Raw genomic sequence first — 16,467 nt, 5'->3', positions numbered from 1 at the left:
CCAGCCAGCATGGTGAATCAGAAATACACTGATTTGGGAATCCCAAATCGATTCAGACTAAACTCATCCCGCTTTAGCCGCCGCGGAGCGCGGCTTCGATGGTCTTGCCGAGCGCGTCGAGCTGGAACGGCTTCTGGAGCGCCGGCCGGTCGCGGTACTGCTCGGGCAGGCCGGAGGAGCCGTAGCCGGTGGCGAAGATGAACGGGCAGCCCTTCGCCTTGATGACATCGGCCACCGGCGAGATAACCTTGCCGTTGACGTTGACGTCGAGGATGGCGATGTCGAACTCGGTCGCGTGGGCGAGCCGCATCGCCTCGTTGATGTCGCCGGCTTCGGCTGCGATCTTGTAGCCGAGCTCTTCGAGCATGTCCGCGACCATCATCCTGATCATGACCTCGTCCTCGACGAGGAATACAGAGCGGCCCGAAAGCCCTGTCGCGGTCATTGTCGTTGAGTCCTTGCCCATTCCGGAAAACGTTCGCAGATAACACGAATCGGCGCAATGCGCGTTTCAGCGAACGGACACCTGAAAATGGCCTTTGCGGTTAGCCCGCAGCAAGCCAATTGTGGTCAAATACCGTGTCCGAAGGCTATCATGGGTTCCCGAGCAGGAACAGGACTCTTGTCTCGGGCCTTGGCGATTCAAGCGGCGACCCCTGACCTGACGAGGCGAACACGAGCAGCGATGACCTCCCATCAGCCCCCACCGGAAAAGATGATGTTTCAGCTCACGCTGAGGCGCCGGGGCATCAGCGACCAGGCGGTGCTTCGGACCATGGAGGAGGTGCCGCGCGAGCTGTTCGTCGACGAAGCCGACCGCGACGGCGCCTATCGGGACAGCGCGCTGCCGATTGCCTGCGGGCAGACCATCAGCCAGCCCTTCGTCGTCGCCTACATGACCGAGCAGCTCCAGCTGCAGAAGAAGCACCGCGTGCTCGAGATTGGCGCCGGCTCAGGCTATCAGGCGGCCGTGCTGTCGCGGCTCGCCGGCCAGGTGCTGACCGTCGAGCGCTATCGCAAGCTTGCGGACGCCGCACGCGCCAGGCTTGAAAAGCTCGATTGTCACAATGTCGAGGTGATGCTCGGCGACGGCCTCAACCTGCCGGCCAATATCGGTCCGTTCGACCGCATCATCGTGACCGCTGCGATGGAGCAGGTCCCGGAGAATTTGGTCGAACGGCTCGAGGTCGGCGGCATCCTGATCGCGCCGGTCGGCCCGCACCAGGGCGTGCAGACGCTGGTCCGGCTGACCCGGACGGAAGCCGGGATCGAGCGCAAGGAACTCGTCGAGGTCCGCTTCGTGCCGGCGCTGCCCGGGGTGGCACGGGAGCTGTAGATTTCCGGATCGGCTGTGCTGCCAACATCTTATTGGGAGGGTTAAGCCGTTATTTACTCGGCGCGTGTTTACTTAAATAACCAGTTCTGTTGCGTACGAGTGAGTAACCATGTCCGTCGTCGCCGAGTTGCTTTACTCGCGCCGCGTACCGCAGGTCGCGGTGCTGGCGCTGATCTCCTTCAGCTTCGCAGGGTGCAGCGCCGACATGTCGTCGCGGCTGTCCCAGTCGAACTTCTCCAACCCCTTCGCGTCTGATCAGACCGGTTCGGTGCAGCAGGCACCGCCGCCGCAGCGTGAGCTACCGCAATATTCGCGACCGCAGACGCAGCCCGGTTACTATCAGTCGCAGCCTTTGCCGCCGCCCGCGGTGGCCGCGCCGCAATCCTATCCCGTTGCGTCGGGTGGTGGCGTGTCCGGAGGCGGCCGCGGCGTCAGCTCCTACGCGCCCCCGGCGCAGCCGCATCTCGAAACGACGGCCACCGTGCCGCCGCGCTCGGTCGCGGCCGCCCAGCCGGCCGGCGGGACCAAGATCATCGTCGGCACCAGCGACACGCTCGACGTGCTCGCCAAGCGCTATCGCGTTACGCCGCAGGCGATTCTTGCCGCCAACGGTTACAAGGGCCCGCGCGCGCTCTCGCCCGGCCAGCAGTTGGTCATCCCGCATCCGGCGACGGCCGCAGCGCCTGCGCCGGTGATGGCTCCGGTCGCGGCAGCTCCCGCGATGGCGCCCGCGAAGCCGGTTGCAGCCATGGCTGCGCCGTCCAGCATGCACTTCGTCAATCGCGGCGACACGCTCGCCAGCATTGCCCGCAAGAACCATATTTCTGCGGTCGAGCTTGCTCGCGCCAACGGTCTCGATGCGTCGGCCAAGCTCAAGCTCGGCACCAAGCTGACCGTGCCCGGTGCGAAGACCGCCGCCGTGGCGGCGCCGGTTGCTGCAGCCCCCGTCGCCGGGACGCTCCAGCCCGTTGCGGCTGCTCCCGCACCGGCCACCAAGATGGCTGCTGTCGCCGCGCCCGTGCAGAGCGCGCGCCTCGCCCAGGCCACAACCAACATTGAAGAGAAGCCCGCCGAGACTCCGGCGAAGGCTGCCGAAGTCACCAGTGCACTGCCGACCTTCCGCTGGCCAGTGCGCGGCAAGGTGGTCACGAGCTACGGCGCCAAGACCAATGGCAAGTCCAATGACGGCATCAATCTCGCGGTGCCCGAAGGCACCCCGGTCAAGGCGGCCGAAGACGGCGTCGTCGCCTATTCCGGCAACGAGCTGAAGGGTTATGGCAATCTGGTTCTGGTTCGGCACTCCAACGGCTACGTCACCGCATATGCCCATGCGAGTGAGCTGATGGTGAAGCGCGGAGATACCATCAAGCGCGGCCAGGTCATTGCCAAGTCGGGTCAATCCGGGGAGGTGGCGTCGCCGCAGCTCCACTTCGAGATCCGCAAGGGATCGAGCCCGGTTGACCCGCTTCAATTCCTGAACGGAGCGTGAGGCCTAAGCCTTCGCACTGACGATGTCGTCGCCCGCTTTCGCGGGCGATGACGGTTTTAGACGTGGCGATAGCTTCGGCTACGTCGCTGTCAGCTTTACACCCAGCCGTCCCGCCAGCTCCTGCACGAACTGCCAGGCGACACGGCCCGAGCGCGAGCCGCGCGTGGTCGACCATTCCAGTGCCTCGCGCTCCAGCGCCTCGTCGTCGATCTTGACGCGGAAATGGCTGCAATAGCCGCGCACCATCGCGAGATATTCGTCCTGGCTGCAGCGGTGAAAGCCGAGCCAGAGCCCGAAGCGATCCGACAGCGAGACCTTTTCCTCGACGGCTTCGCCTGGATTGATCGCGGTCGAGCGCTCGTTCTCGATCATCTCGCGCGCGAGCAGGTGGCGGCGGTTGGAGGTGGCGTAGAGGATGACGTTCTCGGGCCGGCCCTCGATGCCGCCCTCGAGCACCGCCTTGAGCGATTTGTAGGACGCATCGTTGCCGTCGAAGGAGAGATCGTCGCAGAACACGATGAAGCGGAACGAGGAGGCGCGCAGCTGCTCCATGAGCGCGGGCAGGCTCTCGATGTCCTCGCGGTGGATCTCGATCAGCTTCAGCCTGTCAGAGGCATTGCGGTCAGTATTGATGCTGGCATGAGCGGCCTTCACCAGCGACGACTTGCCCATGCCGCGCGCGCCCCAGAGCAGGGCGTTGTTGGCGGGCAGGCCATTGGCGAAGCGCTCGGTGTTCTCCATCAGGATGTCGCGCATCCGGTCGACGCCCTTCAGGAGGAACAGCTCGACCCGGCTGACCCGCGGCACCGCAGCGATGCGGCCGTCGGGATGCCAGACGAAAGCGTCCGCCTGCTTGAACGAGTAGCGTTCAACGGCCGGCTCGCCCTGGGCGGCGAGGTGCGCCGCGATGGCCTCCAGCGCGCGGACGATGCGCTCCTGGGAAAGCTCCGAGGCGACCTTGGGAGCTGCCGTGGGGCGTTTTGCCGCGACGCGGGCGGGCTTCCTGGCAGGTGTGCGGGGGCCTTTGCCGGCCGGGCTTTTGCTTGGTTTTCTGGGCATGTCCGAAGTTCCTGAGAACGCAGCCTTTATCGGGCCTGACGGCGCGCCGCAAGGTGGCCAAAAGGGCGGTCTGGCAGCGTTGCAATTGGGGCAATGGCCGCTATAGTCCGCGCGAATTTGACCGAACCGGTCGCCTTCGAGGGCCTGACCGGCTTTCCCCCGTTCTCACGAGGATTGTCTAAATGCTGATTACCCCTGCGTATGCCCAGGCTGCGGGCGCCGGCGACACCAACAGCATGTTGATGTCGCTGCTGCCGTTCGCCCTGATCTTCGTGATAATGTACTTCCTGATTCTGCGTCCGCAGCAGAAGAAGGTGAAGGACCACGCCGATCTCGTGAAGAACATCCGCCGCGGCGACACCGTGGTGACCTCCGGCGGCCTTGTCGGCAAGGTCACCAAGGTCGTCGACGACGACCAGATCGAGTTCGAGATTTCCGACGGCGTGCGTGTGCGGCAGATGCGCCAGATGATTTCGGGCGTGCGCGCCAAGGGCGAGCCGGCGAAGGAATCCAAGGATAGCGCGAAGGAAGCCGCCAAGGATGACGCCGCGTCGAAGTGAGTGCTTCCGCGAGTCTCCCTAGTCTCCCGATCTGACAGGTCCAGTCGATGTTGTATTTCACGCGGTGGAAGGCGCTGGGGATTATCCTGACGGCGCTGATCGTGTGCCTCTGCGCGGTCCCGAACTTCTTCCCCGAAGCGCAGGTCAAGACCTGGCCCGCCTGGGCGCAGCGCCGCCTGGTGCTCGGCCTCGATCTCCAGGGCGGCTCTTATCTGTTGCTGGAGGTCGACGGCAACTACGTGAAGAAGGAGAGGCTGGACCAGGTCCGCGACGACGTTCGCCGGACACTGCGCGATGCCAAGATCGGCTTCACCGGCGGCGTCACCATGCGCAACGACGCGGCCGAGGTTCGCATTACCAAGGAAACCGACGTGCAGCCGGCACTCGCGAAGCTGCGCGAGCTGTCGCAGCCGCTGGGCGGTCTGATGGGGTCGAGCGGTCAGCGCGACCTTGAGGTAACCGACGCCGGCGGCGGCGTGATCCGCCTGAGCATCCCGCAGGCGGCGATGCTCGACCGCATGCGCAAGACGATCGAGCAGTCGATCCAGATCGTCGAGCGCCGCGTCAACGAGCTCGGCACCGTCGAGCCCGTGATCCAGCGCCAGGGCAACGACCGCATCCTGGTGCAGGTTCCGGGGCTCCAGGACCCGACCCGCCTGAAGGAGCTGCTGGGCAAGACCGCGAAGATGGAATTCCGCATGGTCGATACGTCCGTGTCGCCGGATCAGGCGCAGCAGGGGCGGCTGCCGCCGGAATCCGAGCTGTTGATGAGCGCGTCGCCGCCGCCAACACCTTATGTGGTGAAGAAGCAGGTGCTGGTTGCGGGCGGTGATCTGACCGATGCCCAGGCGAGCTTCGACCAGCGCACGAACGAGCCGGTCGTCAGCTTCAAGTTCAATACGTCGGGCGCGCGCAAGTTCTCACAGGCGACGCAGGAGAACGTCGGACTGCCCTTCGCGATCGTGCTCGACAACAAGGTGATCTCGGCGCCCGTCATCCGCGAACCGATCACCGGCGGCCAAGGCCAGATTTCCGGCAATTTCACCGTGCAGTCGGCCAACGACCTCGCGATCCTGCTGCGCGCCGGCGCGCTGCCGGCGCCGCTGGCGGTCGTCGAAGAGCGCACCGTCGGTCCGGGTCTTGGTCAGGACTCGATCGAGAAGGGCGAGCTTGCGGCCTATGTCGGCTCGATCCTGGTCATCATCTTCATGCTGCTGACCTACCGGCTGTTCGGGGTGTTCGCCAACATCGCGGTGGCCATCAACGTCGCCATGATCTTCGGCCTGCTGTCGCTGCTCAACGCCACGCTGACGCTGCCCGGCATCGCCGGCATCGTGCTCACCGTCGGCATCGCGGTGGACTCCAACGTGCTGATCTACGAGCGCATCCGCGAGGAGTTGCGCGGCGGACGCAACGCGATCTCGGCGATCGACGCTGGCTTCAAGCGGGCGCTCGCCACCATCCTCGATTCCAACATCACCACTTTCATTGCTGCCGCGGTGCTGTTCTACATCGGCACCGGTCCGGTGCGCGGCTTTGCCGTGACGCTCGGCATCGGCATCATCACCACGGTGTTCACCGCTTTCACCATGACCCGGCTGATCGTCGCCTGGTGGGTGCGGTGGAAGCGGCCGCAGAGCGTGCCGATCTAGGAGCTAAGACCGTGACGCAATATGTTCTCATCGGGCTTGGCATCCTCATTGCCGTCCTCACCGTGGTGGCCGCGCTCGGCGTGCTGCCGTCGCTGCGCATCGTCCCCGACGATACGCATTTCGACTTCACGCGCTTCCGCCGCATCAGCTTCCCGATCTCGGCGGCGCTGTCGATCGTTGCGATCACGCTGTTCTTCACCCACGGCCTGAATTTCGGCATCGACTTCCGCGGCGGCACGCTGCTCGAGGTGCAGGCCAAGTCCGGCACCGCCGATATTGCGGCGATGCGCACGACGCTGGATGCCTTGCGTCTCGGCGAAGTCCAGCTCCAGCAGTTCGGCGGCCCAGCGGACGTCCTGATCCGCGTCGCGGAGCAGCCCGGCGGCGACGCCGCCCAGCAGGCGGCCGTCCAGAAGGTCCGCGCCGCGCTCGGTGATTCCGTCGACTATCGCCGCGTGGAAGTGGTCGGCCCGCGCGTCTCCGGCGAGCTCCTTGCCTACGGCATGCTCGGCCTGATGCTTGCGATCGTCTCGATCCTGATCTATCTCTGGTTCCGGTTCGAATGGCAGTTCGCGCTTGGCGCCATGATCGCCAACGTCCACGACATCGTGCTGACGATCGGCTTCATGTCGATCACCCAGGTCGATTTCGACCTGACCAGCATTGCGGCACTCCTGACCATTCTCGGCTATTCGCTCAACGATACCGTCGTCATCTACGACCGCATCCGTGAAATGTTGCGGCGCTACAAGAAGATGCCGATGCCGCAGCTGCTCAACGAATCGATCAACTCGACGCTGTCGCGCTCCATCATCACCCACTTCACCGTGACACTGGCGCTGCTGGCTTTGCTGCTGTTCGGCGGCCATGCCATCCACAGCTTCACCGCGGTGATGATGTTCGGCGTGGTGCTGGTCGGCACCTACACCTCGATCTTCATCGCGGCGCCGATCCTGATCTATCTCGGCGTCGGCGAGCATCGCGAAGATGCGCCCGATACGGCTGCGCCGGCGAAGAAAAACAAGGCATGATCCGAACCGCATTGCCCTCGCAGGAGTTCGCGAGGGCAGTAAGCCAATTCGGACGAAGCTGATGGCCGGCGATCCCAACGCTCCGCATTTCCCGCGCTCGGCGCCGATCGAGGCCTATGGCAAGGGCGGCTTCGCCTTCGCCGGCATGTCGCATCGGGGATCGCTGCTGTGCCTGCCTGACGCGATCTGGGCCTGGGACGTGACGGATCCAGCCAGGATCGACCGCTATTCGCTGGATCGGGTCTTTACGGCCGCGAACAGCATCGACACGCTCCTGATCGGCACCGGAACCGGGGTCTGGCTGCCGCCGCCGGACCTGCGCCAAGCCCTGAAGGCGGTGAGGGTGGTGCTGGACACGATGCAGACCGGTCCCGCCGTGCGAACCTACAACATCATGATCGGCGAACGGCGGCGCGTCGCCGCGGCGCTGATCGCCGTGCCATGAGCAGCGCTACGCCGTCGCCCGACAACGTTAGCTTCTGCGCCGATCTCGTGCGCAGCCACGATTTTCCGCGTTATGCCGCGACCCTGTTTGCGCCCGCCGCGGAGCGCCGCGCGTTGCTGGCGCTCTATGCCTTCAATGTCGAGATCGTCCGCGTCCGCGACCAGGTCGGCCAGCCCTTGCCCGGCGAGATCCGCTTTCAATGGTGGACCGACCTGTTCTCGGGTCTCGTCCACGGCAGCGCCGAGGGCAATCCGGTGGCGGCCGAGTTGCTGCGCGCGATCCGCGATTTCGACCTTCCGGTCGAGCCGTTGTCGCAGCTCGTCGACGAGCACCAGTTCGACCTCTACAACGATCCAATGCCGACCCTGACGGCGCTGGAAGGCTATCTGGCGACCACTTCATCGGCGTTGTTCGGCCTGGCAGCCCGGATCATGGCGCCCCCGTCGGAGGAAGTCGAGCATCTCGCCCGCCATGCCGGGCTGGCGCAGGGCCTCGTGCAGGTGATCGCCAACCTCCCGCGCGATGCGGCGCATCGGCAATTGTTCCTGCCCCAGCAGGTGCTGGCGAGCCACGGTTGTCAGATGGAGGACGTGTTCGCTGGCAAGGAGACGCCGAACTTGCGCGCCGTGCTGGACCAGCTTGCAGGCGAGGCCCAGCAACATTTGACCACGGCGTTGTCGCTGCTGGTGCAGGTGCCGGCATCGTTACGTCCGGCATTTTTGCTGCTCGCCCAGGCGCGAGCCGACCTCAAGCGCCTGTCGCAAACCGGGCGCAATCCGTTTGCGCCGCAGCCGACGTCGCGGTTGCGCACGCTGTGGACGCTGTGGCGGGCTTCACGTTCCCGGGAATTTACCAAATAGCGGCTGGCTTATCGCCTCGGACCGCCGGATGCTCTATGCTGTCCTATGGCTGACTTGTCCCAGAGCATGTCCTCCGATCTCGGCGACATTCCGGTCGCCCCAGCCGACGTTCACGCAGCCGCCGACACCATCCGCGGCGCCGTCGTCGAGACGCCCTGCAGCTACAGCCGCACGCTGAGCAACATCTGCGGCTGCGATATCTGGCTGAAATTCGAGAACCTCCAGTTCACGTCCTCGTTCAAGGAGCGCGGCGCGCTCAACCGGCTCACGGCGCTGACACCGGAGGAGCGTGCGCGCGGCGTCATCGCGATGTCGGCTGGAAACCACGCGCAGGGCGTTGCCTATCACGCCAGGCGGCTCGGCATTCCCGCCACCATCGTGATGCCGGTCGGCACGCCCATGGTGAAGGTCGAAAACACCAGACATCACGGCGCCGAGGTGGTGGTCACGGGCGCGACGCTGGAGGAGGCGGCTGCGTTTGCGCGCAGCCACGGCGAAGCCCGCGGCATGATCTTCGTCCACCCCTATGACGATCCGCTGGTGATCGCGGGGCAGGGCACGGTGGGGCTCGAGATGCTCCGGGCGGTGCCGGAGCTCGACTCGCTGGTCGTCCCGATCGGCGGCGGCGGCCTGATCAGCGGCATCGGCATTGCCGCGAAATCGATCAAGCCGTCACTGCGGATCCTCGGCGTCGAGGCCTGGCTTTATCCCTCGATGTACAATGCCATTCATGACGGCAATTTGCCGGCGCGCGGCGATACGCTGGCCGAAGGCATCGCGGTGAAATCGCCGGGCAAGATCACGACCGAAATCGTCCGCCGCCTCGTTGACGACATTGCGCTCGTCAGCGAGGCCGAGCTCGAACGCGCGGTTGCGACCCTGATCTCGATCGAGAAGACGGTCGTCGAGGGCGCCGGTGCCGCCGGCCTTGCTGCGCTGATGTCCGATCCGTCCCGCTTCGCCGGCCAGAAAGTCGGCCTGGTGCTGAGCGGCGGCAACATCGACACGCGGCTGATCGCATCCGTCCTGACGCGCGAGCTGGCACGCGAAGGGCGGCTGACCCAGCTCTCGCTCGATATTCCCGACAGGCCCGGGCAGCTCGCCGCTGTCGCGGCGCTGCTGGCCGAAGCCGGTGCCAACATCATCGAGGTCTCGCATCAGCGGACCTTTTCCGATCTGCCGGCCAAGGCGACACTGCTGCAACTCGTCATCGAGACCCGCGACAGCGCGCATCTCGACGAAGTGATGGCGAGACTTAGTGCGTCCGGACTGAGCGCGCGCTGCACCTGAACGATACGTGTCGCTATCGTGGCGCCAAACCCGCGAGGTGGCCGATCAACCGGTCGATCTCGGTCTCCGTATTGTAGTAATGCGGGGAGGCCCGCACGACCGGTGGCAGCGAGCGGACTTCGGCATCGATGCGGGTGCTCGCGGGGTCTGAAGCGCCGATCGTGATGCCCATCTCAGCGGCGCTGCGGACGATGGCATCCGCCTCATACCCATCCATCGTGAAGCTGACGATCGCGCCCGGTGCGCGTCCGAGGTCGCGTGTGGTGACGCCGCGAAGGGAAGCGAGGCCGCCGCGTAGACGGCTCGCAAGCAGACGGCAGCGCTGTTCGATCGGGCCGATGCCGATTGCGAGGGCATAGTCGACGGCCGCGCCGAGACCAAGCCGGGCCGCGTAATTGTTCTCCCAGGTCTCGAAGCGGCGGGCATCGTCGCGCAGTTGGTAGGCGTCGCGCGAGACCCAGGGCGCCGCGAAGTGGTCGATCATCGGCGGCTCGAGATGTTGCAGCAGCGCCCGCCGGACATAAAGAAAGCCCGTGCCGCGCGGACCGCGCAGGAATTTTCGCCCCGTGGCCGACAGCATGTCGCAGCCGATGGCTTCGACATCGACCTCCATTTGGCCGACGGCCTGACAGGCGTCGAGCAGATAAGGAATACCCCGCGCCCGCGCGATCTTGCCGACCGCTGCGGCAGGATTGACCAGCCCGCCATTGGTCGGAACCCAGGTGATGGCGATCAGTTTCACGCGCTCGTCGATCATTCGCTCGAGCGCGTCGACGTCGAGCTCGCCGCTGGCATCGCTCGGCACCACGTCGATCACCGCGCCCGTACGTTTGGCGACCTGGAGAAAGGCGACATAGTTGGCAGCGTATTCGGCCTCGGCTGTCAGGATCCGGTCGCCCTGGCGAAAGGGAAGCGCGTAGAACGCCATCTGCCAGGCAACGGTCGCATTCTCCACGAGAGCGATCTCGTCGGACGCGGCATTCAACAGACGCGCCACCGAACCATAGATGGAATCAAGCCGCACAGCTTCGCGGTCAGCGGCGGCATAGCCTCCGAACTCGCACTCCAGGTCGATATGCCCCTTCATCGCCGCGACGACGGGCGCCGGCATGAGAGCTGCGCCCGCGTTGTGGAGATACGCGAGCCGTTCGGCAGCCGGCGTGTCGGCACGTATTCGGTCAATGTCGATCACATGAGAGCCTCTGCCATCGGGTTCTCTGAGTTAGACACAATGACGCATGAGGGCAAGATGGCGAACGGAAGTCGCGGCTGGAGCATGCCGCTCCGGATGCCTATGCTGATGGCGAACGTGATTTTGCTGGGGAGAACTGAAAGGATCCGCAATGCCGAAGAATACGATTTGCCTTTGGTACGACAAAGATGCCGAGGCGGCTGCACGTTTCTATGCCGAGATATTTCCCGAAAGCGCAGTGAGTGCTGTCCACCGTGCGCCCGGCGACTATCCATCCGGCAAGGCGGGCGATGTGCTGACCGTCGAGTTCACGGTCGCCGGCGTTGCTTGTCTCGGCCTCAACGGCGGTCCGATCTTCAAGCACAACGAGGCCTTCTCGTTCCAGATCGCCACCGAAGACCAGGAGGAGACCGATCGCTACTGGAACGCCATCGTCGGCAATGCAGGGCAGGAGAGCGCATGCGGCTGGTGCAAGGACAGATGGGGCGTTTCCTGGCAGATCACGCCGCGCGTGCTCACCGAAGCGTTGGCGGCCGGCGGTGCCGAGGCCAAGCGCGCGTTTGACGCGATGATGGGGATGACGAAGATCGACGTCGCCGCGATCGAGGTGGCGCGCCGCGGCTGACGTTGTGTCGCTTTAGATGCAGAGGCCGAGCAGCTTGATGTGGCAGCCGCTGGATTTGGGCTTGCTGGCGGGGGCGGCTTCGCGCTTCACGGCAACCAGCGGCTCCCTGTCCTTCTTGCTCTTGCCCTTGCCCTTCGGCTCGTAATCGCCGGCGATCACCATGGCCCAATAGGTGCGCTTGCCGCTGGCGTTTTTCGCGCTCGCAATGCCGACGCGGGAGGCGTTGTGCAGCAGCAAATTCTTGCGGTGCCCGGAGGAGTCGATCCACTGTCCCAGCGTCTTCTCGAAATTGTCGTAGCCATAGGCGATGTTCTCGGCGGCGCGTCCGGCGCCGGCCGGTGCGACACGCCGGTTGAACGGGCCAAGCGCATCGTGGCTGAGGTCGTCCTTCGCCGCCATCGCGCGGGCCTGGTCCATGGCGATGCGATCAAGCGTGGTGTCGCGGACGACGCGGACTTCGCCGTGCTTGAGGCGGAAGCCCGAGATCAGTTCGGCCGGGGATTCGGCCATCGCGGGCGCAGAGGCCAATAACAGGCCGGCGATCAGGCCGCCAACCACACGCTGAATCGTCCCCCGAATGTCCATAACCCCGCCACGCCTGCCTTTGTTCGACCGCTTCTCTATCGCCAATGTGGACGCTTCAAGGCACCGGAGGCCCGTCAGCTTGCGGGCAGGTCCGCCTCGAAATTGAAGCGGTCGCGCAGATTCTTGCGCTGTTCCAGGATGTCCTTGAGGAAGGCGCGGTCCTGGTCGTTCTTCATCATCGGCTCGATCAGGTCGAGCTGGTTCATGGCGACCAGCTGCAGGATCTCGGTGCGCGGCTTACCGCTGCTATCGCGCGGCAGGGCATGCACCACCTGGATGTGCTCCGGCGGCTTCGGGCCCTTGGCGGCCGACAGCTCACTCCGAAGCTCGCCCTCGAGCGTGGCATGGTCGGCTTCGACAAAGGCATAAAGCCCGACGCCGGAGCGGCGGTCGGCGAAGGCGACGATGGCGGTGTCGCGCACGGCCGGATTCTTGCGGATCAGCGCGGCCAGCACCGGCGCATCGTTGACAAGGCGGCGGCCGCCGCCCTCGCGATCGGTGAAGTTGAAAAGGCCCCGGGTGATCGCGCGATAGACCTTCTTGCCGGTCGCAAGCCAGAAGCTTGCCGCGAACGATTTCTTCGCCAGGATTTTTCGCTCGCGCGGCGTCAGCGCTTCCGGCGCGTAGGAGCGCTTGTGCTTGAGCAGGTGCCGCAGGTCTTCATAGGCGAGGATGCGGTAGAGCCGGCCGCGCCGATTGAAGCAGGCTGCGAGCTGGAAGTCGGTCACATAGGCACGGCCGTCGCGGCCGACCAGCCAGTTCTGTTCCTTGGCGAGATCGTTGTGACAGATGCCGGCGCGGCGCAGCCGGCGCAACGCCGCCTTGGCCGAACGGAAATAGGCGAGGTCGCCATGGGGCTTTGCCAGATGCAACGCGACGCCGTCGACGAAGCCCCGCACCAGAGCGCGGCGGCCGGCCCATAGCAGCTCGGGACCGACGTTCAGACCTTTGGCCAGCGCCAGCGCGTGCTTCTCGCGCGCGAACAGGTGACGTGCCAAAGGGAATGACCACCACGGCACCTCGTCGAGCCGGCGCAACACGGCATCGACCTCGGTGCCATCTCCGCGAAATCGGCCGCGCTCGACGGTCGAGAACACGTCGCGCTTGAGCAGCACGCCCTCGGTCCAGCGCGCCGACAGTGTCGCGGCGTCGTCTTTGGAGAGACTCATCGAAAACTCACGCGGCGGCGGCAATGCGCAGGTGATCGGCGATCCAGCGATCGAGATCGGCGAGCGCCAGCGCGCTCATCGCCTGCTTCTTGGCTACTGTCTTCTCGTTGCCGCGCAGGCGCGTGCCGTCTGGTTTCTTCGTCGGCACGGTTGCGAGCGGCGGGAACAGGCCGAAATTGATGTTCATCGGCTGGAACGAGCGCGTGCCCGGCTCGATGGTTTCGATATGGCCGCCGGTGATGTGGCCGAGCAGCGATCCGAGCGCCGTTGTACCGGGCGGACTCGCCAGCGTCTCACCGCGGGCATCGGCCGCAGCATAGAGACCGGCGATCAGCCCGACGCTGGCCGACTCCACATAGCCCTCGCAGCCCGTCATCTGGCCGGCAAAGCGCAGCCGCGGCTGCGCGCGCAGCCGCAGCTGGCCGTCGAGCAGCTTTGGCGAATTGAGAAAGGTGTTGCGATGCAGGCCGCCGAAGCGGGCGAACTCGGCTTTCTCCAGCCCCGGAATGGTGCGGAAGATGCGCTGCTGCTCGCCATATTTCAGCTTCGTCTGGAAGCCGACGACGTTGTAGAGCGTGCCGAGCTTGTTGTCCTGTCGCAGCTGCACGATCGCGTAGGCCTTTGTGGTGGGATCGTGGGGGTTGGTGAGGCCGACAGGCTTCATCGGGCCGTGGCGCAGCGTCTCGGGGCCGCGCTCTGCCATCACCTCGATCGGCAGACAGCCGTCGAAATAGGGCGTGTTGGTCTCCCACTCCTTGAACTCGGTCTTCTCACCGGCGATCAGCGCGGCGACGAAGCCGTCATACTGCTCCTTGGTCATCGGGCAGTTGATGTAGTCGGCGCCGTTGCCGCCGGGGCCGACCTTGTCATAGCGCGACTGGAACCAGGCCACCGACATGTCGATGGATTCGCGGTGCACGATCGGCGCGATCGCGTCGAAGAACGCGAGCGCGTTCTCGTCGGTGAGCTCGCGGATGGCGTCGGCCAGGGCTGTGGAGGTGAGGGGGCCGGTCGCAACGATGACGTTGCTCCAGTCGGCCGGCGGCAGCCCCGCGACCTCGCCGCGGGCGATCTCGATCAGGGGATGGTCGTTCAGCGCCTTGGTAACGGCCGCCGAGAAGCCGTCGCGGTCGACTGCCAGCGCGCCGCCTGCGGGCACCTGGTTGGCGTCCGCAGCGCGCATGATCAGCGAGTCGAGCCGGCGCATCTCCGCATGCAGCAGGCCGACGGCGTTGTTGGCGGCGTCGTCCGATCGGAACGAATTGGAGCAGACGAGCTCGGCGAGCCCGTCCGTGCGATGCGCCTCGGTCATCCGGTCCGGCCGCATCTCGTGCAGCACGACGGGCACGCCAGCTTTGGCGACCTGCCAGGCGGCTTCGGAACCGGCTAGGCCGGCGCCGATCACGTGCACGATATTGGATTGGGGTCCTGTCATGGGGCGGACAGGTAGCGCTTTTCGGAGGCGAGTGGAATCGCCGAGATCGAGTTTTCTGCCTCCGGATACGACAACGCCCGCACGGGGCGGGCGCTATCGGTTCGTCCGGTAAAAGGCTGAACGATATTAGCCCTGATACTGACCGGCGGCAACGCGCGGGATGTCAGAGCGATCAAGGCCGATGTCGGCCAGTTCGCGATCGCTGAGCTGGGACAGCTCGGCAACATTGCGCTGATAGTCCCGGAAAGCCTGGATCATGCGGATGAGCGAGAGCAGCATTGGTAGTCTCCTGCAGTTCGATTCAGCCCTTGCCCGGGCGTCATCGTTGAAATGAATATAGACAGGAGTGGTGCAGTGCGAAAGTTCCGATGTTGCGATGCAGCTAGGCGCCCAGTGCATAGCGTCGGTAACGGACGATTAACCTGAGGGCATTCCCGCTCAAGAGGTGGGCGCAAGAGCGGGAGAATGGCTGTAAATCTCCGTGAGTTCACGGGCTTACCTCGGGGAATACGGTTCGTGTCGGAAACGAAATAAGGTCCGTTCCGGTCGCGCGCAACGCCACCGTTCAGCTTCTATACCCAAGTCTCGCATGCGCGAATCGCATGATAACGGAAACGATAGAAGTGAATATATATTCGATGTTTGGCGCGAGGGACGCCCGTCGGTGAGCGGGCCGATCAGCCCATTTCCCTTCACTTATGGCCAAGCAGAATTTGCCCGACGGAGGGTTAGTAACCCCCGCCGAACTTATTCAGCCTCGATTCGGGGCGGGGTTTGCCTAAGGGGCGTGTGCGAGCTGGGTCGCGAAATGGGCGACGGTCTTTGAATAGATCTCGCTCTTGTTCCACTGCTGTAGCACCGCAAAATTCGGACCGCCGGGCTGCCAGTCCTTGCCCCGTTGCCAGCCATAGCCGGCGAGATAGTTGGCGGTGGAGGCGAGCACGTCGGGCGCGTTGTGCAGGAGATCGCGCTTGCCGTTGCCGTCGAAATCGACGGCGTATTTCATCCAGGAGGACGGCATGAACTGGGTCTGGCCGAGCTCGCCGGCCCAGGCACCCTTCATGTCGGCAGGCGCGAGATCTCCGCGCTGGACGATGCGCAGCGCATCCAGCAGCTCGGCCCGAAACTGCTCGCTGCGTCGGCAGTCATAGGCCAGCGTCGCCAGCGAGCGGATGGTCGCGAACTTGCCGGTGTTGACGCCAAAATCGGTCTCGAGACCCCAGATCGCGACCAGCACCTCGCCGGGCACGCCGTAGGTCTGCTCGATGCGGGAGAGCACCGAGCCGTATTGCTTCATCATGTTGGAGCCCCGCGTCATCCGCGGTGGCACCATACGGCCGGAAAATTCCTCGAAGGTCTGGGCAAAAACCTTTTGCGAGCGGTCGCGTTTGAGCACGTTCTCATCCAGCGTCACACCTGTGAGGCCGGCGGTGATGGCCTGCTGTGAGATGCCTTTGGCCGCGGCATCGGTTTTGAAGTCCGCAAGCCAGGCGTCGAAATTGCCCGAGCCGCAGGCGACCGCAGCGAGCGCTGGTTCGGCGGACAGGATTGAGGCGGAGAGGGCGAAGGCTGCGAGGGCGAGACGAGAAATCGTCGGGGTCATTCGAGCAAAATAATTCCGTGAAGTGGTCTGGCCGGCGGCGGCAATCTCGGTCGTAACCGCGGCCAAAGCAAGGCGCAAAGGAAGGCGTGTGACAGCGCGCAGTCCTGCCCAAGCCGGGCCCGAACAGGACTGCATG

Annotated in this window: 17 protein-coding genes; 9 read left to right on the top strand and 8 right to left on the bottom strand. The window is 64.9% G+C overall.

Features of this window, described 5'->3' with window-relative positions; translation table 11 throughout:
• Nucleotides 1-73: 73 nt before the first annotated feature.
• Nucleotides 74-445, bottom strand: a complete 372-nt coding sequence (locus tag QSV46_RS33650) for a response regulator (RefSeq protein ID WP_314961779.1) — start codon at nt 443-445, stop codon at nt 74-76.
• Nucleotides 446-685: 240 nt separating this feature from the next.
• Between QSV46_RS33650 and QSV46_RS33645 the strand changes: the two genes are divergently transcribed.
• Together QSV46_RS33645 and QSV46_RS33640 are read left to right on the top strand one after the other, a co-directional pair.
• On the top strand, nt 686-1,336 hold the full coding sequence (locus QSV46_RS33645) for a protein-L-isoaspartate(D-aspartate) O-methyltransferase (protein WP_314961777.1): 651 nt from the start codon (nt 686-688) through the stop codon (nt 1,334-1,336).
• Nucleotides 1,337-1,445: 109 nt separating this feature from the next.
• Nucleotides 1,446-2,825, top strand: coding sequence for a LysM peptidoglycan-binding domain-containing M23 family metallopeptidase (locus QSV46_RS33640; protein ID WP_314961775.1), 1,380 nt, complete (start codon nt 1,446-1,448; stop codon nt 2,823-2,825).
• Nucleotides 2,826-2,903: 78 nt separating this feature from the next.
• On the opposite strand, the gene QSV46_RS33635 is transcribed toward QSV46_RS33640, so the two are convergent.
• Entirely contained in the window at nt 2,904-3,884 is a 981-nt protein-coding gene (locus tag QSV46_RS33635) for an ATP-binding protein (RefSeq protein WP_314961774.1), read from the bottom strand.
• 182 nt (nt 3,885-4,066) lie between these two features.
• Between QSV46_RS33635 and yajC the strand changes: the two genes are divergently transcribed.
• The 6 genes from yajC (at nt 4,067) to QSV46_RS33605 (ending at nt 9,722) form a co-directional block, all read left to right on the top strand.
• Entirely contained in the window at nt 4,067-4,444 is a 378-nt protein-coding gene (gene yajC, locus QSV46_RS33630; RefSeq protein WP_314961773.1) for a preprotein translocase subunit YajC, read from the top strand.
• A gap of 47 nt (nt 4,445-4,491) precedes the next feature.
• Nucleotides 4,492-6,096 (top strand): protein translocase subunit SecD, encoded by a 1,605-nt coding sequence (gene secD / locus QSV46_RS33625; protein WP_314961771.1) that lies wholly within the window; start codon nt 4,492-4,494, stop codon nt 6,094-6,096.
• Between the two features lie 11 nt (nt 6,097-6,107).
• Nucleotides 6,108-7,127, top strand: a complete 1,020-nt coding sequence (gene secF, locus QSV46_RS33620; RefSeq protein WP_314961768.1) for a protein translocase subunit SecF — start codon at nt 6,108-6,110, stop codon at nt 7,125-7,127.
• A 61-nt stretch (nt 7,128-7,188) separates the two neighbouring features.
• Nucleotides 7,189-7,572 (top strand): Mth938-like domain-containing protein, encoded by a 384-nt coding sequence (locus tag QSV46_RS33615; protein ID WP_314961767.1) that lies wholly within the window; start codon nt 7,189-7,191, stop codon nt 7,570-7,572.
• Nucleotides 7,569-8,432, top strand: coding sequence for a phytoene/squalene synthase family protein (locus QSV46_RS33610; RefSeq protein ID WP_314961764.1), 864 nt, complete (start codon nt 7,569-7,571; stop codon nt 8,430-8,432). Before QSV46_RS33615 ends, QSV46_RS33610 begins: the two co-directional genes overlap by 4 nt.
• A 45-nt stretch (nt 8,433-8,477) precedes the next feature.
• Nucleotides 8,478-9,722, top strand: a complete 1,245-nt coding sequence (locus QSV46_RS33605) for a threonine ammonia-lyase (RefSeq protein WP_314961761.1) — start codon at nt 8,478-8,480, stop codon at nt 9,720-9,722.
• A 13-nt stretch (nt 9,723-9,735) separates the two neighbouring features.
• On the opposite strand, the gene QSV46_RS33600 is transcribed toward QSV46_RS33605, so the two are convergent.
• The gene (locus tag QSV46_RS33600; protein ID WP_314961760.1) at nt 9,736-10,914 is read right to left on the bottom strand and encodes an aminotransferase class V-fold PLP-dependent enzyme; all 1,179 of its coding nucleotides are present in this window, start codon (nt 10,912-10,914) and stop codon (nt 9,736-9,738) included.
• A 151-nt stretch (nt 10,915-11,065) separates the two neighbouring features.
• Between QSV46_RS33600 and QSV46_RS33595 the strand changes: the two genes are divergently transcribed.
• Entirely contained in the window at nt 11,066-11,539 is a 474-nt protein-coding gene (locus tag QSV46_RS33595; protein WP_314961757.1) for a VOC family protein, read from the top strand.
• Between the two features lie 12 nt (nt 11,540-11,551).
• On the opposite strand, the gene QSV46_RS33590 is transcribed toward QSV46_RS33595, so the two are convergent.
• From QSV46_RS33590 to QSV46_RS33570, 5 genes are all read right to left on the bottom strand, one after another.
• Nucleotides 11,552-12,124, bottom strand: a complete 573-nt coding sequence (locus tag QSV46_RS33590; RefSeq protein WP_314961755.1) for a CAP domain-containing protein — start codon at nt 12,122-12,124, stop codon at nt 11,552-11,554.
• Nucleotides 12,125-12,198: 74 nt separating this feature from the next.
• On the bottom strand, nt 12,199-13,293 hold the full coding sequence (locus QSV46_RS33585) for a serine/threonine protein kinase (protein WP_314961752.1): 1,095 nt from the start codon (nt 13,291-13,293) through the stop codon (nt 12,199-12,201).
• Between the two features lie 7 nt (nt 13,294-13,300).
• Nucleotides 13,301-14,728, bottom strand: a complete 1,428-nt coding sequence (trmFO, locus tag QSV46_RS33580) for a methylenetetrahydrofolate--tRNA-(uracil(54)-C(5))-methyltransferase (FADH(2)-oxidizing) TrmFO (RefSeq protein WP_314961750.1) — start codon at nt 14,726-14,728, stop codon at nt 13,301-13,303.
• Between the two features lie 126 nt (nt 14,729-14,854).
• A complete protein-coding gene (locus tag QSV46_RS33575) occupies nt 14,855-15,007 on the bottom strand; it encodes a DUF1127 domain-containing protein (RefSeq protein WP_007590701.1) in 153 nt (50 codons plus the stop codon).
• 499 nt (nt 15,008-15,506) lie between these two features.
• Complete coding sequence (locus QSV46_RS33570; RefSeq protein WP_314961670.1) at nt 15,507-16,331, bottom strand: lytic murein transglycosylase; 825 nt, start codon at nt 16,329-16,331, stop codon at nt 15,507-15,509.
• Nucleotides 16,332-16,467 lie beyond the last annotated feature (136 nt).

Origin of the sequence: Bradyrhizobium cosmicum (assembly GCF_032290525.1) — a bacterium.
Lineage (GTDB): Bacteria > Pseudomonadota > Alphaproteobacteria > Rhizobiales > Xanthobacteraceae > Bradyrhizobium > Bradyrhizobium cosmicum_A.
The sequence above is the reverse complement of the archived record's forward strand: the minus strand, read 5'-3'. Positions and strand labels throughout refer to the sequence as shown.

Coding starts and splice junctions, on each gene's coding strand:
- QSV46_RS33615 (WP_314961767.1), top strand. CDS start 7,189: ATGGCCGGCGATCCCAACGCTCCGCATTTCCCGCGCTCGGCGCCGATC.
- QSV46_RS33645 (WP_314961777.1), top strand. CDS start 686: ATGACCTCCCATCAGCCCCCACCGGAAAAGATGATGTTTCAGCTCACG.
- yajC (WP_314961773.1), top strand. CDS start 4,067: ATGCTGATTACCCCTGCGTATGCCCAGGCTGCGGGCGCCGGCGACACC.
- QSV46_RS33610 (WP_314961764.1), top strand. CDS start 7,569: ATGAGCAGCGCTACGCCGTCGCCCGACAACGTTAGCTTCTGCGCCGAT.
- secD (WP_314961771.1), top strand. CDS start 4,492: ATGTTGTATTTCACGCGGTGGAAGGCGCTGGGGATTATCCTGACGGCG.
- QSV46_RS33575 (WP_007590701.1), bottom strand. CDS start 15,007: ATGCTGCTCTCGCTCATCCGCATGATCCAGGCTTTCCGGGACTATCAG.
- QSV46_RS33640 (WP_314961775.1), top strand. CDS start 1,446: ATGTCCGTCGTCGCCGAGTTGCTTTACTCGCGCCGCGTACCGCAGGTC.
- QSV46_RS33605 (WP_314961761.1), top strand. CDS start 8,478: ATGGCTGACTTGTCCCAGAGCATGTCCTCCGATCTCGGCGACATTCCG.
- QSV46_RS33585 (WP_314961752.1), bottom strand. CDS start 13,293: ATGAGTCTCTCCAAAGACGACGCCGCGACACTGTCGGCGCGCTGGACC.
- QSV46_RS33570 (WP_314961670.1), bottom strand. CDS start 16,331: ATGACCCCGACGATTTCTCGTCTCGCCCTCGCAGCCTTCGCCCTCTCC.
- QSV46_RS33650 (WP_314961779.1), bottom strand. CDS start 445: ATGACCGCGACAGGGCTTTCGGGCCGCTCTGTATTCCTCGTCGAGGAC.
- trmFO (WP_314961750.1), bottom strand. CDS start 14,728: ATGACAGGACCCCAATCCAATATCGTGCACGTGATCGGCGCCGGCCTA.
- QSV46_RS33590 (WP_314961755.1), bottom strand. CDS start 12,124: ATGGACATTCGGGGGACGATTCAGCGTGTGGTTGGCGGCCTGATCGCC.
- QSV46_RS33635 (WP_314961774.1), bottom strand. CDS start 3,884: ATGCCCAGAAAACCAAGCAAAAGCCCGGCCGGCAAAGGCCCCCGCACA.
- QSV46_RS33595 (WP_314961757.1), top strand. CDS start 11,066: ATGCCGAAGAATACGATTTGCCTTTGGTACGACAAAGATGCCGAGGCG.